This window comes from Candidatus Acetothermia bacterium, assembly GCA_024653305.1.
Classification (GTDB): domain Bacteria; phylum Bipolaricaulota; class Bipolaricaulia; order Bipolaricaulales; family Bipolaricaulaceae; genus JACIWI01.
Map to the genome: position 1 here is coordinate 20,149 of JANLFW010000010.1, position 22,703 is coordinate 42,851.

The 22,703-nt window shown below is 68.0% G+C and carries 32 protein-coding genes; all 32 read left to right on the forward strand.

The window, feature by feature from the left end:
* Positions 1 to 24: 24 nt before the first annotated feature.
* Genes NUV94_04970 through infA form a run of 32 tightly spaced genes read left to right on the forward strand, consistent with a single transcriptional unit; the run spans position 25 to position 22,701 of the window.
* A complete protein-coding gene (locus NUV94_04970; GenBank protein MCR4392129.1) occupies positions 25 to 1,380 on the forward strand; it encodes a DUF87 domain-containing protein in 1,356 nt (451 codons plus the stop codon).
* Positions 1,381 to 1,434: 54 nt separating this feature from the next.
* Positions 1,435 to 1,953 carry a ribosome-associated translation inhibitor RaiA gene (raiA, locus tag NUV94_04975; protein MCR4392130.1) on the forward strand — a complete coding sequence of 173 codons (519 nt, stop codon included), beginning with the start codon at positions 1,435 to 1,437 and terminating at the stop codon, positions 1,951 to 1,953.
* A 12-nt stretch (positions 1,954 to 1,965) separates the two neighbouring features.
* On the forward strand, positions 1,966 to 3,018 hold the full coding sequence (locus NUV94_04980) for a hypothetical protein (protein ID MCR4392131.1): 1,053 nt from the start codon (positions 1,966 to 1,968) through the stop codon (positions 3,016 to 3,018).
* Between the two features lie 37 nt (positions 3,019 to 3,055).
* Positions 3,056 to 3,274 carry a zinc ribbon domain-containing protein gene (locus NUV94_04985; protein ID MCR4392132.1) on the forward strand — a complete coding sequence of 73 codons (219 nt, stop codon included), beginning with the start codon at positions 3,056 to 3,058 and terminating at the stop codon, positions 3,272 to 3,274.
* Positions 3,275 to 3,297: 23 nt separating this feature from the next.
* Positions 3,298 to 8,220, forward strand: coding sequence for a DNA-directed RNA polymerase subunit beta' (rpoC, locus tag NUV94_04990; protein MCR4392133.1), 4,923 nt, complete (start codon positions 3,298 to 3,300; stop codon positions 8,218 to 8,220).
* A 40-nt stretch (positions 8,221 to 8,260) separates the two neighbouring features.
* Positions 8,261 to 8,638, forward strand: coding sequence for a 30S ribosomal protein S12 (gene rpsL / locus NUV94_04995; GenBank protein MCR4392134.1), 378 nt, complete (start codon positions 8,261 to 8,263; stop codon positions 8,636 to 8,638).
* 1 nt (position 8,639) lies between these two features.
* The gene (rpsG, locus tag NUV94_05000) at positions 8,640 to 9,113 is read left to right on the forward strand and encodes a 30S ribosomal protein S7 (GenBank protein MCR4392135.1); all 474 of its coding nucleotides are present in this window, start codon (positions 8,640 to 8,642) and stop codon (positions 9,111 to 9,113) included.
* 27 nt (positions 9,114 to 9,140) lie between these two features.
* Positions 9,141 to 11,231 carry an elongation factor G gene (fusA, locus tag NUV94_05005; GenBank protein MCR4392136.1) on the forward strand — a complete coding sequence of 697 codons (2,091 nt, stop codon included), beginning with the start codon at positions 9,141 to 9,143 and terminating at the stop codon, positions 11,229 to 11,231.
* A complete protein-coding gene (gene rpsJ, locus NUV94_05010) occupies positions 11,224 to 11,532 on the forward strand; it encodes a 30S ribosomal protein S10 (GenBank protein ID MCR4392137.1) in 309 nt (102 codons plus the stop codon). Before fusA ends, rpsJ begins: the two co-directional genes overlap by 8 nt.
* Before the next feature lie 10 nt (positions 11,533 to 11,542).
* Positions 11,543 to 12,166, forward strand: coding sequence for a 50S ribosomal protein L3 (rplC, locus tag NUV94_05015; protein ID MCR4392138.1), 624 nt, complete (start codon positions 11,543 to 11,545; stop codon positions 12,164 to 12,166).
* The gene (gene rplD / locus NUV94_05020) at positions 12,159 to 12,800 is read left to right on the forward strand and encodes a 50S ribosomal protein L4 (protein MCR4392139.1); all 642 of its coding nucleotides are present in this window, start codon (positions 12,159 to 12,161) and stop codon (positions 12,798 to 12,800) included. Before rplC ends, rplD begins: the two co-directional genes overlap by 8 nt.
* Positions 12,793 to 13,092, forward strand: a complete 300-nt coding sequence (gene rplW, locus NUV94_05025) for a 50S ribosomal protein L23 (GenBank protein MCR4392140.1) — start codon at positions 12,793 to 12,795, stop codon at positions 13,090 to 13,092. The genes rplD and rplW overlap by 8 nt, the downstream gene beginning before the upstream one ends.
* A 4-nt stretch (positions 13,093 to 13,096) precedes the next feature.
* Positions 13,097 to 13,921, forward strand: a complete 825-nt coding sequence (gene rplB, locus NUV94_05030) for a 50S ribosomal protein L2 (protein ID MCR4392141.1) — start codon at positions 13,097 to 13,099, stop codon at positions 13,919 to 13,921.
* Position 13,922: 1 nt separating this feature from the next.
* Positions 13,923 to 14,204 (forward strand): 30S ribosomal protein S19, encoded by a 282-nt coding sequence (gene rpsS / locus NUV94_05035; protein ID MCR4392142.1) that lies wholly within the window; start codon positions 13,923 to 13,925, stop codon positions 14,202 to 14,204.
* Positions 14,205 to 14,229: 25 nt separating this feature from the next.
* Entirely contained in the window at positions 14,230 to 14,559 is a 330-nt protein-coding gene (gene rplV / locus NUV94_05040; GenBank protein ID MCR4392143.1) for a 50S ribosomal protein L22, read from the forward strand.
* Entirely contained in the window at positions 14,559 to 15,221 is a 663-nt protein-coding gene (gene rpsC, locus NUV94_05045; protein MCR4392144.1) for a 30S ribosomal protein S3, read from the forward strand. The genes rplV and rpsC overlap by 1 nt, the downstream gene beginning before the upstream one ends.
* Positions 15,222 to 15,650 carry a 50S ribosomal protein L16 gene (gene rplP / locus NUV94_05050; protein MCR4392145.1) on the forward strand — a complete coding sequence of 143 codons (429 nt, stop codon included), beginning with the start codon at positions 15,222 to 15,224 and terminating at the stop codon, positions 15,648 to 15,650.
* Positions 15,647 to 15,844: a 50S ribosomal protein L29 gene (rpmC, locus tag NUV94_05055; GenBank protein ID MCR4392146.1), complete on the forward strand. Its 198-nt coding sequence runs from the start codon at positions 15,647 to 15,649 to the stop codon at positions 15,842 to 15,844. Before rplP ends, rpmC begins: the two co-directional genes overlap by 4 nt.
* Positions 15,837 to 16,082 carry a 30S ribosomal protein S17 gene (rpsQ, locus tag NUV94_05060; GenBank protein MCR4392147.1) on the forward strand — a complete coding sequence of 82 codons (246 nt, stop codon included), beginning with the start codon at positions 15,837 to 15,839 and terminating at the stop codon, positions 16,080 to 16,082. The genes rpmC and rpsQ overlap by 8 nt, the downstream gene beginning before the upstream one ends.
* 2 nt (positions 16,083 to 16,084) lie before the next feature.
* Complete coding sequence (gene rplN / locus NUV94_05065) at positions 16,085 to 16,447, forward strand: 50S ribosomal protein L14 (GenBank protein MCR4392148.1); 363 nt, start codon at positions 16,085 to 16,087, stop codon at positions 16,445 to 16,447.
* A gap of 8 nt (positions 16,448 to 16,455) precedes the next feature.
* Entirely contained in the window at positions 16,456 to 16,767 is a 312-nt protein-coding gene (gene rplX / locus NUV94_05070) for a 50S ribosomal protein L24 (GenBank protein ID MCR4392149.1), read from the forward strand.
* A gap of 4 nt (positions 16,768 to 16,771) precedes the next feature.
* Complete coding sequence (gene rplE, locus NUV94_05075; GenBank protein ID MCR4392150.1) at positions 16,772 to 17,308, forward strand: 50S ribosomal protein L5; 537 nt, start codon at positions 16,772 to 16,774, stop codon at positions 17,306 to 17,308.
* An 8-nt stretch (positions 17,309 to 17,316) separates the two neighbouring features.
* Entirely contained in the window at positions 17,317 to 17,502 is a 186-nt protein-coding gene (locus NUV94_05080) for a type Z 30S ribosomal protein S14 (GenBank protein MCR4392151.1), read from the forward strand.
* 10 nt (positions 17,503 to 17,512) lie between these two features.
* Positions 17,513 to 17,923, forward strand: coding sequence for a 30S ribosomal protein S8 (gene rpsH / locus NUV94_05085; protein MCR4392152.1), 411 nt, complete (start codon positions 17,513 to 17,515; stop codon positions 17,921 to 17,923).
* An 11-nt stretch (positions 17,924 to 17,934) separates the two neighbouring features.
* Entirely contained in the window at positions 17,935 to 18,480 is a 546-nt protein-coding gene (gene rplF / locus NUV94_05090; GenBank protein MCR4392153.1) for a 50S ribosomal protein L6, read from the forward strand.
* A 5-nt stretch (positions 18,481 to 18,485) separates the two neighbouring features.
* On the forward strand, positions 18,486 to 18,848 hold the full coding sequence (rplR, locus tag NUV94_05095; GenBank protein MCR4392154.1) for a 50S ribosomal protein L18: 363 nt from the start codon (positions 18,486 to 18,488) through the stop codon (positions 18,846 to 18,848).
* On the forward strand, positions 18,845 to 19,351 hold the full coding sequence (gene rpsE / locus NUV94_05100) for a 30S ribosomal protein S5 (protein MCR4392155.1): 507 nt from the start codon (positions 18,845 to 18,847) through the stop codon (positions 19,349 to 19,351). The genes rplR and rpsE overlap by 4 nt, the downstream gene beginning before the upstream one ends.
* Positions 19,344 to 19,793, forward strand: coding sequence for a 50S ribosomal protein L15 (gene rplO, locus NUV94_05105; protein ID MCR4392156.1), 450 nt, complete (start codon positions 19,344 to 19,346; stop codon positions 19,791 to 19,793). The genes rpsE and rplO overlap by 8 nt, the downstream gene beginning before the upstream one ends.
* 1 nt (position 19,794) lies before the next feature.
* The gene (gene secY, locus NUV94_05110; protein ID MCR4392157.1) at positions 19,795 to 21,087 is read left to right on the forward strand and encodes a preprotein translocase subunit SecY; all 1,293 of its coding nucleotides are present in this window, start codon (positions 19,795 to 19,797) and stop codon (positions 21,085 to 21,087) included.
* Positions 21,084 to 21,707, forward strand: coding sequence for an adenylate kinase (locus NUV94_05115; protein ID MCR4392158.1), 624 nt, complete (start codon positions 21,084 to 21,086; stop codon positions 21,705 to 21,707). Before secY ends, NUV94_05115 begins: the two co-directional genes overlap by 4 nt.
* A complete protein-coding gene (map, locus tag NUV94_05120) occupies positions 21,704 to 22,501 on the forward strand; it encodes a type I methionyl aminopeptidase (GenBank protein ID MCR4392159.1) in 798 nt (265 codons plus the stop codon). The genes NUV94_05115 and map overlap by 4 nt, the downstream gene beginning before the upstream one ends.
* Positions 22,483 to 22,701, forward strand: a complete 219-nt coding sequence (infA, locus tag NUV94_05125; protein MCR4392160.1) for a translation initiation factor IF-1 — start codon at positions 22,483 to 22,485, stop codon at positions 22,699 to 22,701. Before map ends, infA begins: the two co-directional genes overlap by 19 nt.
* The last annotated feature ends 2 nt before the right edge of the window (positions 22,702 to 22,703 follow it).

The window sequence follows — 22,703 nt, forward strand, 5'->3', positions numbered from 1 at the left end:
CGCGCCGGCTAGCCTGGCCACGGTATGGACGCGCTCAACCTCGGACCGGGCCTGGCGCTACCGCTGGCGGACGTCGTCGGGCAATGCGTGGCCATCCTCGGCATCCGCGGGTCCGGCAAATCCAACACCGCCGGGGTCATCTTCGAGGAGCTCCTCACCGCCCACTACCCGATGTCCATCGTGGACATCGACGGGGAGTACTTCGGCCTCAAGGAGAAGTACGAGGTGCTCGTGGTGGGGTCTGGGGAGAACGTGGACGTGGAGCTGGATATGGCCGCCGCGGGCGAGGTCGCCGACCTCTCCCTCCACGAGGGCGTCCCGGTGATCTTGGACGTGTCGGACATGCTCGCCGACGAGCGAGAGCGGTTCCTGCTCGAGTACCTCACCCGTATCTGGGCCCTGGCCGGCAAGCTCAGAAAGCCGTACATGATCGGGATCGAGGAGTGCCACGAGTTCATCCCCCAAGGGGTGCGCACCGACCTCAAGGAGGTCATCGCCCGCATCGCCCTCCGCGGCCGGAAGCGGGGCCTGGGGGCGGTGGTCATCTCCCAGCGCTCGGCCAAGGTGGAGAAGGACGTCCTCACCCAGGCCGGGATGCTGTTCCTCCACCGGGTGGTGCACGAGGCGGACATGCGCGTGTACGGGGAGCTTCTCCCATGGCGCCGGCTGGAGGCCAAGGAGACGGTGTCCCAACTTGGGGTGGGGGAGTGCATCTTCATGTCCGGGTCCACGGCCCGCAAGGTCAAGATCCGGGTGCGGCACACGTTCCACGGTGGGTATACGCCGTCGTTCCGGGCGGTGGAGTCGCCGAAGCTCCGGCAGGTACGGAGTCGGATCTTAGACGCGCTCGCCCGCGCTCGGAACGTGGCCCCGCCGGTCGCGGTGGGGCCCCAACCGTCGCCGCGCGAGGATCCGCGTGCCAGGCCGGTCGACCCGCCCCCGGCGCCGGCCCTGATCGCGGACGACCCGGACCCTCCCGCCCCGGACGCGGACTTGCCCGGCCCGGTCCTCCTGCGGGTGGACCGGCTCCTCCGGCGCCTGCGGCGGCTTCCCCCGGTGAAAAGGCGGCTGGTCGCGTTCCTGGTGGAGCGGGAGCCGAACACCTACACCACGAGCGAGCTCGCGTCCTGGATCGATTGTGCCGAGGCGGCTCTGCTGGCCGAGCCGCCCACCGAGCTCGTGGACCTGGGCCTGATCGTGCAGGAGCGGTTCGCCCGCGGCCTGGCTTATCGGGCGGCCTTGCGGCAGTACGTGGCCGAGGCGTTCGCCGGGTTCGCCGCCGAGCTCGGGCCGGAGGGGACCCGCCGCCTGATCGCCCATCTCCGCCACCGGCTGGCCGGCATTTCCACAGCTGAACGTAATCTAGTTCACATCCCTTGACGGCCCGCCTCCCGACGTGGTAGGATTCACGCGTTGGAAGGGGGAGAACGTATCATGAAGGTCCACATCGTCGAGCGCTACGTTTCCGATTCCGATGCCCTGGAAAACTACGTTGAGAAGAAGGTAGAGACCTTGTCTCGCTACTTCGACAAGATTTTGAAGCTCGACGTGATCATGGAGGTGGAGGGGGCCGCCCATCGGGTGCAGATGATGGGGTACCTCGTAAACCGCAAGGTGGTCAAGGCGGCGGTGGAGACGAACGACATGTACGCCTCGGTCGACCAGGCGGTGGACAAGCTGCAGCGGCAGCTGGTGCGGTACAAGGAGCGGCTGCGGGTGCCGCGGAAGACCGGGCGGCCCGAGCCGACCTCCCCCCGCACCGCGCCTACCGGGCCGCGCATCGTGGTCGTGGACGACTACCCGCGCAAGCCGATGACCCCTGAGGAAGCGGTCCTGGAGCTGGATCGCAGCGACCGCGAGTTCCTCGTGTTCTTCCACGCCGTGGACGATGGGCCGGCGGTCATGTTCCGCCTGGAAGATGGGAAATATGGGCTCATCTTGCCGCGTCGCTAGGAACGGAGGCGGATGATCCGCGCCCTTGCCCTGTATTCCGGTAGCCCCGCGAGCGCCCTCGCGGTGAAGCTGGCGGAACGGGCCGGGGGTCTCGATATCCGCCTCGTGTACTTTCGGTCCCCGTTCTTCCGAGGCGAGGACCGGATCGGGTTGAGCGCGCAGCGGCTTTTTCCTTGTCACCCGTTCCGCTCGGCCACCCTCAAGCGCGACTACCTCCGGTTGTCGTTGGGCGGTCACGGGCTGCCCTTCCCCTGTGGATCCTGTCGGCGTGTGCTTCTCAGCAAGGCGGCCCGGCTGGCCCGAAGGCTGCGGGCGGAGGTGGTCATCACCGGCGAGGTGGTGGGCCGAGGGGGCCTCGGGCCAGATGGGCTGTCCGCCCTGGACGCCGCGGTGGGTTTAACGGGCCGGGTGTTGCGTCCCCTGTCCGCCCGTCTCCTTTCCCCCACCGAGGCCGAGCTCGCGGGGTGGGTGGACCGGGCGGTCTTCCTCGACGTGGAGGACGGGGCGTCCACGGGTGAGGAACGGCTGGACCGTCTGGCCCGGGAGCTGGGGGCAACAACGCCCCGGGGCGAGCAGCGATGCCTCCTCTCCGATCCGGAGTTCGTGGCCCGGCTGGCGGTGTACCTGGCCGAGGGCAAGGCCACGGCGAACCTCATCCAGCTCCTGGAGTTCCGGCATTTCTACCGCGTCGCCCCGGATGCGGTGGTGGTGATGGCGTTGACCCGGGAGGAACAGGCCACCCTGCAAACCATCTTCCTCCCCACCGACGTGCGCCTGTACCTGCCGATCCCGGGTTCCCCGCTGACCCTGGTCCGGGCCGATTGGACCCAGTGCTCGCCGGAGGAACGACGGCGCATCATCGCCGACGCGGCCCGGATCACGTTGCGTGTGGCCGGGGTGGCCCCCGGTCACCCGTGGTCGGTGCGCTTCCGGTGTGAGTGGGAGGAGGAGACCCATCGGATGAGCGTGTTCCCCCCCGGCCAGGGGTGGGAGGCCCGCTGGTCGGACTTGATCCCCCCGCAGGTCGGCGTAGAATTCCAAGGAAGTTGTCAGCCTACAGCTTGATCCCGTTACCTTAGGGCTTGAAGTGAGGAGGTGTATCATGCCCATTTATCGTTACCGTTGCTCCCGCTGTGGTGCGGAGTTCCGCGAACTCCAGGCTGGGAAAGGCGAGGGGTTGGTCCGCTGCCCGGGCTGCGGGGCAAGCGAGGTGGCCCGACTGCTCCCGCGGTTCGGCGTGGTGTACAAAGGCAGCGGGTTCTACACCACGGAGTATCGACGCCGGTCGTCGGCCGATGGCGAGGCCAAGGGCGAGGCGTAAACAGGATGACGAGGTGATCCTGGGTGGCGATTTCGGGGGATGACATCACGCGGATCCGGCTGGGCTTGGCCTCGCCGGAGGAGATGCTGTCCTGGTCCCGGGGGGAGGTAACCAAGTCCGAGACCATCAACTACCGGACCCACAAGCCGGAGCACGGCGGGCTCTACGCTGAAGAGATCTTCGGCCCGGAAAACGACTACGAGTGCGCCTGCGGCAAGTACCGGGGAAAGAAGTACGAGGGGATCACGTGCGACAAGTGCGGGGTCCTCATCACCGACTCCTCGGTGCGTCGGGTGAACATGGGCCACATCCGCCTGGCGAGCCCGGTGGTCCACTTCTGGTACCTGAAGGGGGTGGCGAGCCCCCTGTCCCGCCTCCTGGGCATCAAGCGCCGGGACCTGCGGCGCATCGCGTACTACGAGACCGAGACCTCACGTGAGGACCTGTACATCGTGACGCAGTCCGCGTCCCCCAAGGTCCGGGTCGGCGAGGCGTTGTACGGCACCGAGGCGCGCATCCTCGCCAGCGCATTCACGTTCCAAGTAGAACGGGCGTTCCTCGTGACCCAAGCCCCACGGGTGGTGGCCGAGGAGGCGGGGCGGGTGAGGATTGAGGATCGCCGGCTCCAGACCGGGGAGCCGTTCCGGGCGGTGGGGGTCGGCCACCACGAGTACCCGGTGACCATGGACTGCGAGCTCATGGTCGAGGACGGGGATGAGGTGGGCGAAGGGGAGCTCATCGCCGAACGGCCAGCGCGGGAGATCTGTTCTCAGACGATGTTTGAGATGCTGCGGGCTCGGTACGAGGCGGTGGAGGGCCACCCCATCCAAGAGGTGGTGGACAACCTGGCCTACCTCGTGGTGCGGGTGGGGGAGAACGTGCCGTTGCGGGTGGGGCAAGAGCTTTCCACCCTCGAAGTACGCGCCTACGAGCGCGCGTTCCCCGGTGGGTTCGAGGCGGCTACCGGGGCCGAGGGGGTGAGGCGCCTCCTCGCCGCCCTGAACCTGGACGCGTTGGCCGAGGAGCTGGAAGACGAGCTGGACCGGTCGGCCAACCAGGGCGAGCGCCGGCGGATCCTCCATCGCCTCGAGGTCGTGGAGCAGCTTCGCCGCTCCGACAACCGTCCCCAGGACATGGTGCTGGAGGTGGTGCCGGTGCTCCCGCCGGCCCTCCGGCCGATGATCCAGCTCGAGGGCGGCAAGTTCGCCACCACGGACCTCAACGACCTTTACCGGCGGATCATCAACCGCAACAACCGCCTGAAGAAGCTCATGGAGATGGGGGCGCCGGAGATCATCCTCCGTAACGAGCGGCGGATGCTCCAGGAAGCGGTGGACGCCCTGATCCACAACGAGAAGAAGGACAACCCCATCCGCGGCCGGGACAACCGCCCCCTCAAGTCCTTGTCCGAGCGCATCCAAGGGAAACAGGGCCGCCTCCGTCGCCACCTCCTCGGTCGGCGGGTGGACTACTCCGGCCGGGCGGTGATCGTCGTCAACCCCAAGCTCAAGCTCCACCAGTGCGGCATCCCCAAGAAGATGGCCCTGGAGCTGTTCAAGCCGTTCATCCTCGCCCGCCTGGAGAACGTGCCCTATTCGGACTACGACGAGGTCAAGAACAAGGCCCTCGCCGGAGAGCTCCCCGAGGTGTGGGACATCCTGGACCAGCTCATCCGCGAATATCCGGTCCTCCTCAATCGGGCCCCCACCCTGCATCGGCTCTCGATCCAGGCGTTCGAACCGGTGTTGGTGGACGGCGATGCCATCCAGATCCATCCCCACGTCTGCCCCCCCTACAACGCCGACTTCGATGGCGACCAGATGGCCGTGCACCTGCCCCTTTCCAAAGAGGCGGTGCGGGAGGCGCGGGAGCTGATGCTCTCGGCGAGGAACATCCTGTCCCCGGCCCATGGCCGCCCGCTGGCCCTTCCCACCCAGGAGCAGGTGTACGGCTTCTACTACCTCACCCTCCTCGATCCCAACGGGAAGGGAGCGGGCAAGGCGTTTCGCTCCATCGATGAGGCCCTCAAGGCCTACGAGCAGGGGGTGATCGACCTCCACGCCCCGGTCAAGATCCGCATCGACGGGGAGATCATCGCCACCAGCCTTGGCCGGGCCCTTCTCAACCAACCCCTGCCCCCGGACCTGCGCGACTACAACCTGGTGTTCGACTCGCGGCGCACGCGGCGGAAGGTGGAGGAGTGCTGCCTCCGCTACGGCTGGGAGCACACCGCCGAGCTCCTGGACCGCATGAAGGAGCTCGGTTTCCGGTACGCCACCCTGTCTGGGCTCACCGTGTCCATCCCCGACTGCGAGATCCCGCCGGAGAAGTGGGACCTGGTACGGGAGGCGCAGGCCAAGGTGGAACGGATCAACCACATGTACGACCGGGGCCTGGCCACGGAGGAACAGCGGTTCCAGGCGGTGACCAAGGTGTGGCGGGAGACGGTGGACGCGGTGGAGCGGGCGACGATGAGGAACCTCGAGCGGAAGCCGTTCAACCCGGTGTGGGGGATCGTCGCCTCCGGGGCCCGGGGCTCGTCGGGGCAGGTCAAGCAGCTGGCGGGCATGCGCGGCCCGATGGCCGACCCCGAGGGCCGGGTTATCGAGTGGCCGGTGATCTCCAACTTCCGCGAGGGCCTGTCCATCATCGAGTACTTCATCTCCACCCACGGTGGGCGCAAAGGCACCGCCGACACCGCCCTCCGCACCGCCACCGCCGGCTACCTCACCCGGCGGCTGGTGGACGCGTGTATGGACGTGGTGGTCAAGGAGCGGGACTGCGGGACGCGCCAGGGCACGGAGATCGATCCCCTCTACTTCTCCCCCAAGGGCGAGGTGATGGAGGACATCTCCGACCGGATCTATGGCCGGGTGGCAGCGGAGCCCATCCGCGACCCGGCCACCGGCGAGGTGCTGGTGGAGGCGGGGACGATGATCGACCGGGCCACCGCCGAGCGGGTGGGGCAGCTGAAGGTTGATCTGGATCCGGATGCGCCCGCGGTGGCGGAACGGATCGCCTACTGCAAGGCGGTGGAGGACGTCCACCATCCGGAAACAGGGGCGATCCTCGTCCGCCAGGACGAGGCGCTTACCCCGGAGCTTGCGGAGGAGCTGCGCTTGGCCGGGGTGACCACGGTCCGGGTCCGGCCGCGGGTCGTCGTGCGCTCGCCCGTGGCCTGCCAGACCTCGGGCGGGATCTGCCAGATGTGCTACGGCATGGATCTCGCGTTCCACCGGTTGGTGGAGTTGGGGACGGCGGTGGGGGTCATCGCCGCCCAATCCATCGGCGAGCCCGGCACCCAGCTCACCATGCGTACCTTCCACACCGGCGGCGTGGCCGGGGTGGACATCACCCAAGGCCTGCCGCGGGCAGAGGAGCTGTTCGAGGCGCGCAAGACCACCAAGGCCGCCCACGCCACGGTGGCTCCCCTCTCCGGGCGGGTGACCAAGGTGGAGACGACCCGCGCCGGCCGGGCGCTGGTGGAGATCACGAGCGAGCCGCGTACGGTGCGGGTCCCGGCGGCCCTGCTCCACGTGGGCGAGGGGGAAGAGGTGGACGCCCGCAAGTTCCTATCCCTTCGTTCGCCCATCGATGGCCGGGCGTTCCTGTTCGTCGAGGACGGGCAGCGATACTTGGCCCTGCTCGATGAGGAAGGTCTGGACCGGATGTACGTCCTCCCCGAAGGGGTAGAGGTCAAGGTGGCCCACCGCACGGGCGTGGCGGAGGGCGAAGCGTTGACCGCGGAGTACCACGTCGAGGCCCCCCTCGCCGAGGTCGCCGGGCAGGTCGCGATCAAACAGGACGGGGGAACGCGCCGGGTGATCGTGCGCGGGAAGCGGGGTGAGGTGTTCGAGTATGAGGTCCCCTACGGGGCCCAGATCCTGGTCTCCGACGGCCAGGAGGTGGAGCCGGGGCGCAAGCTCACCACCCGTTCCCGGCCGCTCGCGGTGATCGCCGAGGCCGCCGGAACCGTGCTCGTCGGCGATCGCAGCATTGCCGTGGTCGCCCCCGCCAGCCGGGCGGTGATCGTCCCCGTCACCGGCGACCTCCTGCCGAGGGTGGAGCACGGGGCGCCGGTGCGGCACGGGGAGGAGCTGTTCCACCTGAACCTCCCCCAGGGGGAGGTGGTGGTGGTGGACCGGGTCACGGTGGAGGATGGCGTGGCCACCGTGCGCTTCCGGTACCGCGCCCAGGTAGAGTGTGCCGAGACGGCCATCGTCCGCACCGGGGACAAGGTGGAGCGGGGCGAACCCATCTCCAAGGGCGTCATCCCCCCGCACTACCTCATGGGGGTGGCCGGGGCCCAGAAGACCCGGGAGTACCTGCTCGTGGAGCTGCAGAAGGTGTACAGATCTCAAGGGGTGGACATCAACGACAAGCACTTCGAGGTCGTGATCCGCCAGATCCTGAACAATGTGCGGATCGTGGACCCCGGGGAGTCCTCGTTCCTGTTCAACGACGTCGTGCCCCTGGAGGTGTTCCAGCTGGAGGTGCAGCGGCTGTCCGAGGAAAACGAGCGGATCCGTCGCGGCCGCGAGGAACTGGTGGGGGCGAAGCTCCTCGCCCCGGTGAGCCGCGGCGGGGCCACCCTCGCCGAGGCCGGGGACGCGATCACCCGGGAGCTCCTGGAACGGGCGGTGGCGATGGGGATCCGGCAGGTCCGGGTGGAATTGCACGGCGAGCCCCGCACCGTGCGCCTTACCGAGTACCGCCTGCCCCAGGGCGAGCGGGAGCTCCTGCGCATTTCCCGCGCCGCCCTCCTCCGCAAGTCCTGGCTCGCCGCGGCCTCGTTCGAGCGCACCACCAAGGTCTTGGCCGACGCCGCCCTGCGGGGGGAGGACGACTACCTCGATGGGCTCAAGCCTTGCCTGATGGTAGGGAAGAAGATCCCGGTGGGGACTGGATTTCGGCGCCAGGCCGACGCCGTAGATGGGGAGAGTTGAACGAGGGGAGCAGGGCTTCTAGAATCCTAACGGAGGTAAGATGTCAACATTCAATCAGCTTGTACGCCATGGGCGCAAGCCGAACCCGGACAAGAGCAAGTCGGTGGCCCTCACCGGTTGCCCGCAGCGGCGCGGGGTGTGCCTCCGGGTATTCATCCGCACCCCGAAGAAGCCGAACTCCGCGCTCAGGAAGGTGGCCCGGGTGCGGTTGTCCAACGGTCGGGAGGTGACCGCGTACATCCCCGGCGAAGGGCACAACCTGCAGGAGCACTCCATCGTGCTGGTGCGGGGCGGGCGCGTGAAGGACCTGCCCGGGGTGAAGTACCACATCATCCGCGGGGCGCTGGATGCCGCTGGGGTGGAGGGGCGCCGCCAGGGCCGTTCCCGGTACGGGGTCCGCCGCCCCAAGGAAGGCTGACATGCCCACGTTCGATGTGGTTATCCCCGGACGGGACGTGGCCCCGGATGTGCGTTACGGGTCCAAATTGGTGGAGAAGTTCGTCAACTACCTGATGTGGGACGGCAAGAAGTCCCTGGCCCGGCGCATCGTGTACGAGGCGTTCGAGATCCTGGAGCGCCGGGGCGAGGGGCCGGCGATGGAGACGTTCATCAAGGCCGTGCAGAACTGCATGCCCAAGCTGGAGGTGCGCTCGCGGCGGGTTGGGGGGGCGGCCTATCAGGTGCCGTTCGAGGTCCCGCCCCACCGTCAGACGATCCTCGCCTTGCGGTGGCTGGTCCAGGCCGCCCGTGCCCGTTCCGAGCGAACGATGCCCGAGCGGTTGGCCGGCGAGATCTCCGCCGCCGCCCGCGGGGAAGGCGGAGCTTACCAGAAGAAACAGGAAGCCCACCGCATGGCCGAGGCCAACCGCGCCTTCGCCCACTACCGCTGGTAGTTTGTCCATCCGAGAAAGGGCGAGCCGATGTCGGAGCCTTCCTATGATATCCGTAAGGTCCGCAACATCGGCATCATCGCCCACATCGATGCCGGCAAGACCACGTTGACCGAGCGCATCCTCTACTACACCGGGAAGGTCCACCGCATGGGCGAGGTCCACGAGGGCACCACCGAGATGGACTGGATGGACCAAGAGCGGGAACGGGGCATCACCATCACCGCCGCGGCCACCACCGTCACCTGGCGCGACCACCAGATCAACGTCATCGACACCCCCGGCCACGTGGACTTCACCGTGGAAGTGGAGCGTTCCCTGCGCGTCCTGGACGGGGCGGTGGTCGTGTTCTCCGGGGTGGAAGGGGTGGAGTCCCAATCGGAGACGGTGTGGCGCCAAGCCGACCGGTACCGGGTGCCGCGGATCGCGTTCGTGAACAAGCTGGACCGGGTGGAGTCCGACTTCACCGGCGCCGTGCACGACATGGAGGAGCGGCTGGGGGCGGTGGTGCTGCCCCTCGTCATCCCCTGGCGGGACCGGGATGGGCGGCTCCTCGGGTTGATCGACCTCCTGCGGTGGGAGGCCCGCCGCTGGGACCCGCGGTCCCTGGGGAAGCAGTTCGAGGTCTGTCCCGTCCCTCCCGAAATGGCGGACACGGCCGGGGAATGGCGGGAGGCCCTCCTCGAGCGGCTGGCCGAGGTCTCCGACGCGGTGGCCGAGTTGTACCTGGCTGGGGACGAGGTTGGGGTCGAGGAGGCGATCTCTGCCGTCCGCCATGCCACCGTGGACCGGCTGTGGGTACCGGTCCTGGGCGGGTCGGCGTTCGGCAACATCGGGGTCCAGCCGGTGTTGGACGCCGTCGTGGAGTTCCTCCCCTCCCCATTGGATGTCCCCCCGGTGCGCGGGTTCGCCGTGGCCGGGGGCGGGCAGGAGACACGGCGGGCCGCGGCGGACGAGCCGTTTTCCGCGCTGGTGTTCAAGGTCGCCACCGACCCCTACGCCGAGCGCCTCCTCTACACCCGCGTCTACTCCGGAGCCCTGGCCGAAGGGCAGGTGGTGCTGAACGTTACCTCCGGGCGCAAGGCCCGGGCGGTGCGGCTGTTCCGCCTCCACGCCAACCGCCGGGAGCGCTTAGCCCAGGCGCTGGCCGGGGACATCGTCGGGCTGATCGCCTCCGGACCGGTGGCCACCGGGGATACCTTGTGCGATCCCGATCGGCCGCTCGTCTTCGAGCGCATTGCGTTCCCCGAACCGGCGGTGTTCCTGGCCGTGGAGCCTCGGTCAGAGCGGGAGGAGGGGGCGCTGCGCGAGGCGCTGGACAAGATCGCCCAGGAGGACCCGACGTTCCGCGTCCGAGTGGACGAGGCCACTGGCCAGATCCTGGTGGGGGGCATGGGCGAGCTCCACCTTGAGGTTCAACTGAGGCGGGTGTGGGAGGAGTTCGGGGTGCCCCATCGGGTAGGTCTTCCCATCGTCGCCTACAAGGAGACACTGGCCCGGCCGGTGGAGCTCACCGAGGAGTTCGCGCGGACCCTGACCGGCCGGGGCCAATTCGCCCAGGTTCGGGTGCGGTTCGAGCCGCTCCCTCGTGGGGAGGGATTCCGGTTTGAGGCGACGGTCCCCCCAGAGGCCCTGCCCCAGACGTACGTGGACGCGGCCCGGCGCGGGATCGAGGGGGCGCTGGCGGCGAGCCCGGTGGGGGGGTTCCCGGTGACCGACCTCCGGGCGGTGCTCATCGGTGGCAAGTTCCATCCCGTGGATTCGTCGGAGGTGGCGTTCGAGGCGTGCGGAACCCAAGCGTTGCGGAGGGCGCTCGAGAAAGGCGGGGTGCTCCTCTTGGAACCCATCGCCGAGGGGGATATAATCACGCCCAGCGAGTACCTGGGAGAGGTAGTTTCGGATCTGGGTCGCCGGAGGGGCGAAATCCGGTCCATTCAAACCCGTGGGGTGGTGGCTGTGGTTCAATGTGCCATCCCGCTGGTGGAGACCTTCGGGTACGCTACCCAATTGCGGTCGTTGACGCAGGGACGGGCGATTCATGCCCTTCGGGTGACCCGTTACGATGTGGTGCCGACGGAGATCGCCCAAGAGGTGCTAAGGAGTCGAGGGTACGATGGTTAGGGAGAAGATCCGGATTCGGTTGCAGAGCTACGACCATGAGCTGGTGGACGCCGCCGTGCGCAAGATCGTGGAGTCGGCGAAGGCGACCCGGGCCAAGGTCAGCGGTCCCATTCCGCTTCCCACCGAGCGCCGCCTGTACACGGTGCTCCGCTCGCCGCACGTGGACAAACGGTCCATGGAGCACTTCGAGCGCAAGGTCCACCGCCGCCTGATCGACATCAAGGAGCCCACCGCGGCCACGATCAACGCGCTCATGGAGGTCGAGCTCCCAACCGGTATCGACATCGAGATCAAACTGTAAGGGGCAGGCCATGGCCTTGGAGCTGATCGGCAAGAAAGTGGGCATGACCCAGTGGTTCGATGGAGAGGGGCGTTCCGTTCCGGCCACTGTGGTGCTGGTGGAACCGGCGGTGGTGGTGCAGGTCAAGGCCCCGGAGGGCGATGGGTATGCGGCCCTCCAGCTGGGCGCGGGCGCGGTGGAGGAGCGGAAGGTCACGAAGCCCGTGCTCGGCCACTTCCGCCGGGCCGGCGTTTCCCCGCGGCGGCACCTGTTTGAGGTGCGGGTGGGTGACCCTGCCGCGTTCTCCGTGGGGCAAGAGTTCGGGGTCGACGTGTTCGCCCCCGGGGAACGGGTGGACGTGACCGGGGTCTCCAAGGGGCGGGGCTTCCAGGGGACGATCAAGCGCTGGGGGTTCAGCTACCGTCCGAAGTCCCACGGCCACAAGTGGATCCGGCGCCCCGGCACCGCCGGCCCCACCGGGTTCCGCAAGGTGATCAAGGGCAAGAAGTACCCCGGCCATCATGGGGCGGACCGGATCACGGTGAGGAACCTCGAGGTGCTGAAGGTGGACGTGGAGCGGAGGCTCCTCGTTCTGCGCGGTTCCGTGCCCGGGCCGCGGACGGGGCTCCTCAGGATAAGGAAGCGCGATGCCTAACGCCAAGCTCTATCGGTTCGACGATCTGGATGCCGGCCCCACCGAGGTGGAACTCCCGGCGGCCCTGTTCGGGGCCCCGGTGTCCACCGACCTCCTGTACCGGGCGGTCCGGGTACACCTCCTGAACCGGCGCCAGGGCACGGCGTCCACCAAGACCCGGGGGGAGGTTTCGGGAGGGGGACGGAAGCCGTGGCCCCAGAAGCACACCGGCCGGGCCCGTCATGGCTCCATCCGCTCACCGATCTGGCGCCACGGTGGCGTGACGTTCGGGCCCCAGCCCCGCCGCTGGGAGCTGAAGCTGACCAAGCGGATGCGGCGGAAGGCGCTTGTCTCGGCCCTGTCCGCCCGTTATCGAGAAGGGGCGGTGTGGGTGATCGATCGGCTCGGGTTCGAGCGGCCGCGGACCAAGGACGCGGTGGCCGTGCTGGGGAAGCTCTCCTGCCCGGAGAAGACCCTCGTCGTGGTTTCCCCCGAGGAGTACGAGATGCGGGTGGTGCGGTCGTTCACGAACATCCCCGGGGTGGCCTGTGTGCGGGCCGATGCCCTGACCCCGTACACGGTGCTCCTTCATCAGGGGGTGCTCCTCACCACGGGCGCCGTCCAGGCATTGGCAAGGAGGCTCGGCGATGGCTGACGGGAAGCTCCTGCCGGAGGACATCCTCCTCCGACCGATCCTGTCCGAGAAGACGTGGCGGCTGAGGGAGGCCGGCAAGTACACGTTCGAGGTGCATCCGGACGCGGGCAAGACGGAGGTCCGCCACGCGGTGGAGGAGTTGTTCGGGGTCAAGGTGGAGCGGGTGTGGACGATGACCCGCCAGGGCAAGCCACGGCGGACGCGCATGGACCGCCGGCATGGCCGGACCAAGGGCGAGAAGCGAGCGGTGGTGCAACTCGCCCCCGGGCACAAGATCGACATCGTGGGGTGATGAGATGGGTCTCAAGAAGATGAAGCCGGTTACGCCGGGGCAGCGCCACGCCATCCTCCCTGACTTCTCCGAGCTCACCCGGGACAAGCCGGAGAAGGCGTTGCTTGCCCCCCTGGACCGGGCGGTGGGGCGGAACAACCAGGGGCGGGTCACCTCCCGCCACCGCGGCAGCGGGCACAAGCGCCGGTACCGCCTGATCGACTTCGCCCGGGAGAAACAGGGTATCCCGGCCAAGGTGGCCTCGGTGGAGTACGACCCGAACCGGTCGGCGTGGATCACCCTCCTCCACTATGCGGACGGGGAGAAGCGGTACATCTTGGCCCCGCTCGAGCTGCGGGTCGGCGACGTGGTGGAGGCAGGGGAGAACGCGGAGCCCAAGCCCGGGAATGCGTTGCCCCTCAGAAAGGTCCCGGCCGGGGCATTCGTGCACAACGTGGAGCTGCGCCCTAGGTCGGGGGGCAAGGTGGCGCGGGCGGCGGGGACGGTGGCCCAGGTCCTGGGGAAAGAGGAGGACCGGGCCATCCTGCGCCTCCCCTCGGGGGAGGTGCGCGTGTTCAGCCTGGACTGCATGGCCACTGTGGGCCGGGTCAGTAACCCCGACCACAAGAACGTGCGCTATGGCAAGGCGGGCCGGGTGAGGAACCTTGGCCGGCGCCCCCACGTGCGGGGGGTGGCGATGGGCGCGGACGACCACCCGCATGGCGGCGGCGAAGGCCGCACCGGCGAGGGCCGCGTGCCCAAGACCCCGTGGGGCAAGCTGGCCAAGGGCGGCCACCGTACCCGCAAGCACAAGGGGAGCGACGCCCTCATCCTCAAGAGGAGGAAGTGACATGGCGCGGTCCGAGAAGAAAGGCCCTTTTGTACACCCCAAGCTCCTGCGCGCGATCGAGCGGTTCAGGCGGGGCGAGCTGAGCGAGATTCAAACCTGGTCGCGGAGTTCGATGATCACCCCGGAGATGGTGGGGTTGACGATCCGTGTTCACAACGGCCGGACCCACGTGCCGGTGCGCATCACCGAGGCGATGGTCGGGCATCGCCTCGGGGAATTCGCCCCGACCCGGACCTTCCGCGGCCACGGCGGCGTGAAGAAGAAGGCCGTGGTCCCCAAGTGATCGAGGTGGCGTGATGAGGGAAGCGATGGCCAAGGTGCGATTTGTTCGGGTTTCCCCGCTTAAGGCGCGCTTGGTGATCGACGAGATCCGGGGCAAACCGGTGGCGGAGGCCCAGCGGATCCTGGCCTTCCCCCCGAAGAAGGCGGGGCGGATCATCCGCAAGGCGCTGAACTCGGCGGTAGCCAACGCCCAGCACAACTTCGGCATGGACCCGGACCGGTTGTGGGTGGTGCGGGCGTTCGTGGACGAGGGGCCGCGCATGAAGCGCCTGAACCCGCGGGCATTTGGGCGGGCCGACGTCATCCGGCGGAGGCTCAGCCACATCACCGTCGTGGTCGGCGAGAAGGAGGACTGATGGGGCACAAGACGCACCCGGTGGGGTTCCGCATTGGGGTCCTGAGGAAGTGGCGCTCCAATTGGTTTGCCCCCGACGCCAAGGTCCCCGAGTACGCGGAGGAGGATCGCCGGCTTCGGCTGCGCATTCACCGCGCGTACCGGGGGGCGGGGATCGCCGAGGTCCTGATCGAGCGGGCCACCGAAGGCCGGGTTACCGTGACCATCCGCGCCGCGCGCCCGGGGATCGTCATCGGCCGCGGAGGGGCGGAGATCACCGCGTTGCAGGAGGAGCTGTCGCGCCTGAGCGGGCGCGAGGTCCGGATCGGGGTCATGGAGGTGGAGCGGGCCGAGCTCGAGGCCCCGCTGGTGGCCCAGGACGTGGCTTTCCAGATCGAGAGCCGGATCAACCCCTATCGGGCGATCAAGGAGACGATCCGCCGGGTGATGGCGGCCGGGGCCCAAGGGGTGAAGATCCGGGTGTCCGGGCGGCTCGGGGGGGCGGAGATCGCGCGGACGGTGGAGATGAAGGAAGGCCGGGTGCCGCTCCATACCCTGCGGGCGGACGTGGACTATGGCCTTGCTGAAGCGTGGACGAAGTACGGCGTGATCGGGGTCAAGGCGTGGGTGTTCCGCGGCGAGGTGTGGACCCTGGGGGAGCACGCCGAGGCGGAGGTGAAGTAGATGCCGCTTCTCTTCCCAAAACGCACCAAATACCGTAAGCAACACCGCGGCCGGATGAAAGGCCGGGCCACCCGCGGCTACGAGGTCGCGTTCGGGGACTTCGGGATCCAGGCCCTGAGCCCGGCGTGGATCACGAGCGAACAGATCGAGGCCGTGCGCACCGCCCTGGCCCGAGCCACCCACCGGGGAAAGGTGTGGGTCCGGATCTTCCCCGACAAGCCCTACACCAAGAAGGCGGCCGAGTCGCGGATGGGCAAGGGAAAGGGGAACGTGGAGGACTGGGTGGCGGTGGTGAAGCCGGGGCGGATCATGTTCGAGTTCGTCGGCGTATCCGAGGACGAGGCCAAGGAGATCCATCGCCGGGTGGCGGGCAAGCTCCCCATCCCCACGCAGCTGCGGGCGCGGTTTCAGTGGGGAGGCGAGCGATGAAGGCCCAGGAGATAAGGGAACTGTCCGACGACGAGCTGCGCCATCGGGTGCGGGACTGGAAGAGGAAGCTCCTCAACCTCCGGTTTCAGCTCGCCTCAGGGCAGCTCCAGAATGCGGCGGAGATCGAGAAGACGAAACGGGACGTCGCCCGGGCCCTGACCGTATTGCGGGCGCGGGAGGAGCACGATGCGTAAGCAGCGGATTGGCCGTGTGATCAGCGATCGGATGCAGAAGACGATCGTGGTGGTAGAGGAACGGCTTGTGGAGAACCCTCTCTACCACAAGCGGGTGCGCCACCGCACCAAGTACTACGTGCATGACGAGGCGCGCCAGGCTCGGGTTGGGGACTGGGTGAGGGTCGAGGAGACTCGGCCTCTGTCGCGGCTCAAGCGGTGGCGGCTGGTGGAAGTCGTGCGCCGCGCGGAAGGGTAGCCATGATCCTCCCGGAGACGAAGCTAGTGGTTGCGGACAACACCGGGGTCAAAGAGGTGAAGTGCATCAACGTGCTCGGGAAGAAACGCCGGGCGGAGATCGGCGACATCGTGGTGGCCTCGGTGAAGAAGCGCATCCCCACCTCGGACTTCGTGAAGGGAGACGTGGTGCGGGGGGTGGTGGTGCGCACGCGGAAGGCGTTCCGCCGGGCCGACGGCAGCACCCTGCGCTTCGACGACAACGCGGTGGTATTGGTGGACAAGAACATGCAGCCCATCGGGACCCGGGTGTTCGGGCCGGTGGCGCGGGAGCTCCGGGATCGGGGGATGATGCGCATCATCTCCCTGGCCCCGGAGGTGGTATAGGAGGTCCCATGCGGAAGGTGAGGAAGGGGGACCGGGTGAAGGTGACGAGCGGGGACGACCGCGGCAAGATCGGCAAGGTGCTCCAGGTCTTCCCCGACCGGGAGCGGGTGTTGGTGGAGGGGGTCAACATCGTGACCAAGCACCAGCGCCCAACCCAGACCGTGCGGGAGCCCGGGATCATCAAGCGAGAGGCCCCCATCCATGTGTCCAACGTGAAGGTCATCTGCCCCGAGTGCGGTGTGCCCACCCGGCTGGGCGTGGCCGTGGCGGAAGGTCAAAAGCTCCGCAAGTGCAGACAGTGCGGGGCTACGTTCGCGTAAGGCCATGCTCCTCTACGAACGATACCGGACGGAGATCGTGCCCCGACTCATGAAGGAGCTTGGGTACCGTAACGTGATGCAGGTGCCCCGGGTGGAGAAGGTCGTGGTGAACATGGGCGTGGGCAAGCACGACGATCCCAAGGTGCTGGAGGGGGCGATGAAGAACCTGGCCCAAATCACCGGTCAGAAACCGGTGGTGACCCGGGCCAAGCGGTCGATCTCCGACTTCAAGATCCGCGAGGGCGACGCCATCGGGTGCATGGTCACGCTGCGGGGGGTACGGGCGTACGAGTTCTTGGCGAAGTTCTTCCACGTGGCCCTGCCGGGGGTCCGGGACTTCAAAGGGGTGTCCCCCGATTCGTTCGACGGGCGGGGGAACTTCTCGGTGGGGATCACCGAGCAACTGGTGTTCCCGGAGGTGTCCTACGACGATGTGGTGCGCGTGCAGGGCATGGACATCACCATCGTCACCACGGCCCACACCGACCGCGAGGCGTACCACCTGCTGGCCGCGCTCGGGTGTCCATTCCGCAAAAGCTAGGAGGCAAGATGGCGAGGAAGTCGCTCATCGTGAAGTCGCAGCGGTCGCCCAAGTTCCCGGGTCGCGCCCACAACCGCTGTCGGCTGTGCGGCCGACCACGCGGGTACATCCGGGACTTCGGCCTGTGTCGCATGTGTTTTCGTAAGCTGGCCTTGAATGGGGAGATCCCCGGCGTGAAGAAGGCCGCGTGGTGAAGGAGGGACCGTGACCGTAAGCGACCCCATCGCCGATATGCTCACCCGGATCCGCAATGCCCTCGCCCGGTCGGCGGCCGAGGTGGCGTTGCCCTCTTCCCAGTTGAAGGAAGCCATCGCCCGGATCCTCAAGGAGGAGGGGTACATCGAGTCGTACGAGGTGGAAGTGGGGGAGAGCTATCCGGTGCTGCGCCTGCGCCTCAAGTACCTCCAGCAGGGGACCCGCCTCCGCCGGCCCGCCATCCGAGGGCTGCGCCGGGTGAGCCGCCCGTCGCGGCGGGTGTACGTGGGGGCAGGGGAGATCCCCAACACCCGGGACGGCTTGGGCACGGCCATCCTCTCCACCTCTCAAGGGGTCATGACCGGCCGCGAGGCCCGGGAGCGCCGCATCGGCGGGGAGCTCCTGTGCGAGATATGGTGAGGTGAACGGAGATGTCCAAGGTTGGCAAGAAGCCGATCCGCCTCCCGGACGGGGTGCGGGTGGAGGTCCACGCCGATCAGGTGGTGGTGCACGGGCCCCACGGGACGCTCGCCTGCCCCTACGAGCCGGAGTACGTGACCGTCGAGGTCGAAAATGGCGAGGTTCGGGTGGAGCGGAAGGGGGAGCGGGCCCCGTTCCGGGCCCGGCACGGCCTGTACCGGGCCCTCATCGCCAACATGGTGCAGGGGGTCACGCAGAAGTGGCAGAAGGAATTGGAGATTCAGGGTTTGGGGTACCGCGCCCGCCAGGAGGGGAAGGCCCTGATCATGGAGCTCGGCTATTCCCACCCCATCCGGTTTGAGATCCCCCCCGGGATCGAGCTCGAGGTGCCCGACCCAGCGCGGATCGTGGTCCGGGGGATCGACAAGCGGCTGGTGGGCCAGGTGGCCGCGAACATCCGCGCGTTTCGGCCGCCGGAGCCCTATCGGGGCACGGGAATCCGCTACCGGGGCGAGGCGATCGTGCGCAAAGCGGGTAAACTTGGAGCCAAAGGATGACGGTTATGGCCGGTTTGGGACGTAATGCGAAGCGACTCAAGCGGCGGGCGCGGATCCGCCGCCGGGTGGTCGGGACCCCGGAGCGGCCCCGGCTGTGCGTGTACAAAAGCCTGCGCCACATCTACGCCCAGATCGTGGACGACGTCCATGGCCGGGCGCTCACCGCCGCATCCACGCTGTCGCCGGAGATCCGCGGTCAGGTCGCCTCAGCCAACGTGGAGGCGGCCCGGCGGGTGGGGCAGTTGATCGCCCAGCGGGCCCGGGAGCGGGGGATCGAGCGGGTGGTGTTCGACCGTTCCGGCTATCCCTACCACGGCCAGGTGCGGGCCCTGGCGCAAGCGGCGCGAGAGGAGGGACTCCTATTTTGACGGGCAACTTCCTGGAGCAACTCGCAAACGAGGTCATCGACATCCGTCGCGTGGGCAAGGTCACCAAGGGCGGCAAAAGGCTGCGGTTCCGGGTGGTGGTGGTGGTCGGGGACGGCGCCGGGCACGTCGGGGTCGGGGTGGGGAAGTCGGTGGAGATCCCCCAGGCGGTGCAGCAGGCGATCCGCGATGCGGCCAAGCGCATGCTGGAAGTGCCCGTGCAGAACGGGACCATCCCCCATGAGGTGATCGGCGAATTCGGCGCAGCCAAGGTGCTTCTGCGGCCGGCTTATCCGGGCACCGGGGTCATCGCCGGGCGCACGGTAGGCGCGGTGTGCCGCTTGGTCGGCATCCGGGACGTGCTCACCAAGGCCCTCAAGTCCACGAACCCCCTCAATCTGGCCCGGGCTACGTTGGACGGGCTGGCCCAACTGGAGAGCGCGGAGATGGTGGCCGCCCGGCGGGGGAAGAAGCTCGAGGAGATCGTGGAGGCAAGCGATGCTTGACGTAGATAACCCGCGCCCCGCTCCGGGGAGCAAGCGCCGGCGAAAACGGGTCGGCCGCGGCTACAGCTCCGGCCACGGCGGGCACGAATCGGGCCGGGGCACGAAGGGGCAGAAGTCCCGGTCGGGGGTGACCGTGCGGCCGGCGTTTGAGGGCGGGCAAACCCCGTTCTGGATGCGTTTCCCGAAGCGGGGGTTCAGGAACCCTACCCGGGTGGAGTACGCGGTGGTCAACATCGACGACCTCGACGCCCACTTCTCGGCACAAGACGAGGTGACCCCCGAAGCCCTCGTTGCCCGGGGCCTGGTCAAGGATCTCCGATGTGGGATCAAGGTCCTCGGAAGGGGGGAGCTCACCAAGGCGCTCGTGGTGAAGGCGCACCGGTTCAGCCGGGCGGCGCGGGATAAGATCCTCGCCGCGGGGGGCCAGGCGGAGGAGGTCTAGCGTGCTCGGCCGTATCCAGCAGGTGTTCGCGATCGAGGAGCTGCGGAAGCGCATCCTGTACACGCTGGGGATGCTCCTCGTGTTTCGGCTTGGCGTGCACATCCCGGTGCCGGGGGTGGACACGAAGCAGCTCGGCGAGGTGTTGTCGGGCGCGTTCGGGGCCGGCCTTTTCCAGTTCATCAACCTGTTCACCGGCGGGGCACTGCAGCAGTTTTCCCTGTTCGCCCTGGGCGTGATCCCTTACATCAACGCCTCGATCATCCTGTCCCTCCTCATCCCGGTGTTCCCGCGCCTCAAGAAGCTCCAGGAGGAGGGCCGTGAGGGGCGACGGAAACTCACCCAGTACACGCGGTGGGGCACGGTGGCGTTGGCGCTCGTGGAGGCGTACGCCATGAGCTTCCTCGTGATCCGTTATGGTCTGGCCCAACCAACGGCCGGGTTCTTCCTGACCTCGATCATCACCCTCACCGCCGGGTCCATCTTCCTGATGTGGGTAGGGGAACGGATCACGGAGAATGGCGTTGGGAACGGTATTTCCATGCTAATCCTCGCCGGGATCGTCGCCCGGCTTCCGGCGGAGATCCAACAGACGTATCTCGAGATCTCGGCCGGGACGGTGCACCCGATGTGGGCGCTTGTCCTGATCGTAGTGTTCGTGGCGGTCATTGCTTTGACGGTGATCGTCCAACAGGGGCAACGCAAGATCACGATCCAGTACGCGAAGCGCACCGCCGGCCGGCGCGTGTACGGCGGACACACCACCCATCTGCCGCTACGGGTGAACCAAGGGGGCGTGATCCCCATCATCTTCGCCTCGGCGATCTTGACCCTGCCGAGTTCGATCGCCACCTGGATCCCGAACCTGCAGTGGCTCCAGAACTACGTGGCCCCGGGAAGCCTCCCCTACCTGCTCGCGTACGTGACCCTGATCATATTCTTCACCTACTTCTATTCGACGCTGGTGTTCGACCCCAACGAAATCAGCAAGAACCTGCGTGAGGCGGGCGGGTTCGTCCCCGGGGTTCGCCCGGGAGCACCCACGGCCGAGTACCTGTCGGACGTGACCAGGCGCCTTCTCCTGGTGGGGGCGCTGTTCCTCGCGGGGATCGCCGTGCTCCCCTACATCTTCCAGGCGCTGTCCGGGATCCGCTCGTTCTGGATCGGCGGCACGTCGCTCCTAATCCTGGTCGGGGTGGGCATCGACACGATCATGCAGATCGAGGCGCACCTGGTGATGCGCCAGTACGAGTCGCTCGTGAAGGGAGCGGCGTTCCTCGGGAGGAGGGGCCGGTGAGGAACGTGGTCCTCTTAGGGCCCCCCGGGGCGGGGAAGGGGACGCTCGCCGCCCGCTTGAGCCAGGAGCTCGGGCTCCTCCATCTCTCTACCGGCGACGTGTTGCGGGACGAGGTGGCCCGGGGCACGGAACTGGGGCGGCTTGCTCAAGGGTACATGTCCCGCGGTGAGCTCGTCCCGGACGAGGTCATCCTGGCCATGGTCCGGGAGCGGGTGGATGGCCGGCGCGGGGTCCTGTTCGACGGATTCCCCCGCACCCTGGCCCAGGCCAAGGGGCTCGCCGCGTTCGCCCCGGTGGACGTGGTGGTGTTCCTGGCCATCGCCAAGGACGAGGTGGTGCGGAGGCTATCGAGCCGCCGGGTCTGCGCGAGCTGCGGGGCGGTGTACAACCTGATCACCCAGCCGCCCCAGGTGGCGGGGCGGTGCGACCGCTGTGGGGGGGACCTCGTGCAGCGGCCGGACGACCGTCCGGACGTGATCGCCCGCAGGTTCGAGGTCTACGAGCGCGACTCCGCTCCGCTCGTGGACCATTACGCGCGGCAAGGGCTGCTGGTCCGGGTGGATGCCGGGCGCCCGCCCGAGGCCGTGTTCGCCGACGTGCTCGCGAAGATTCAAGGATGATCGCCCTGAAGACGGAGCGGGAACTGGCTCTGGTGGAGGAGAATGCCCAGCTCCTGGCGGAGATCCTGGTGGAGGTGGCGCTGCGGGTGGAGCCGGGGGTCACCACCGGAGAGTTGAACCGGCTGGCGGAGCGGCGGATTCGGGCTGCCGGGGCGGAGCCGGCGTTCATCGGGCGTGTGGACCTGGAGACCGGGCGCAGGTATCCGGCCGCCCTCTGCGCCTCGGTGAACGAAGAGATCGTGCACGGGATCCCCTCTGACCGGCGGGTGCTTGAGGAAGGGGACGTGATCTCGCTCGACCTGGGCCTGCGGCGGGCCGGGTACTACGCGGACGCCGCGGTGACGGTGGGGGTTGGGCGGATTTCGCCGGACGCGGAGCGGCTGCTTGATGTGGCTCGAGGGGCCTTGCAGGCCGCGATTCGGGCGGCTACACTTGGAAACCGAGTTTCGGATTTGTCTCGAGCCATCGAGGAGCACGTGCACCGCCATGGCTTTTATGTAGTGCGGGAGTACGTTGGGCATGGGATCGGGCAGAAGTTGTGGGAAGACCCACAGATCCCGAACTTCGTCGCTTCAGGCGGGGGAGCGGTGCTCCGAAAGGGGATGGTGTTGTGTCCGGAGCCGATGGTCAAAGGGGACGACCTCCCGGTGCGGAAGCTGGACGACGGGTGGACGGTGGTGACGGCCAGCGGTTCCTGGGCCGCCCACTGCGAGGAGATGGTGGCGGTCACCGCCGACGGCCCGAGGGTATTGACGGGAGGGATTTGGGAGGCGATTTGGCGAAGAAGGACGTGATCCGCGCCCGGGGCGAAGTGCTCGAGGTGTTGCCCGACTCCATGTACCGGGTGCGGTTGGACAACGGGCACGAGTCGTTGTGCGTGACCTCGGGACGGATGCGCAAGCACTTCATCCGGGTGGTGGTCGGAGATCGGGTGGTGGTGGAGTTTTCCCCGTACGACCTCACCCGAGGACGGATCGTGTATCGGGAGACGTAAGG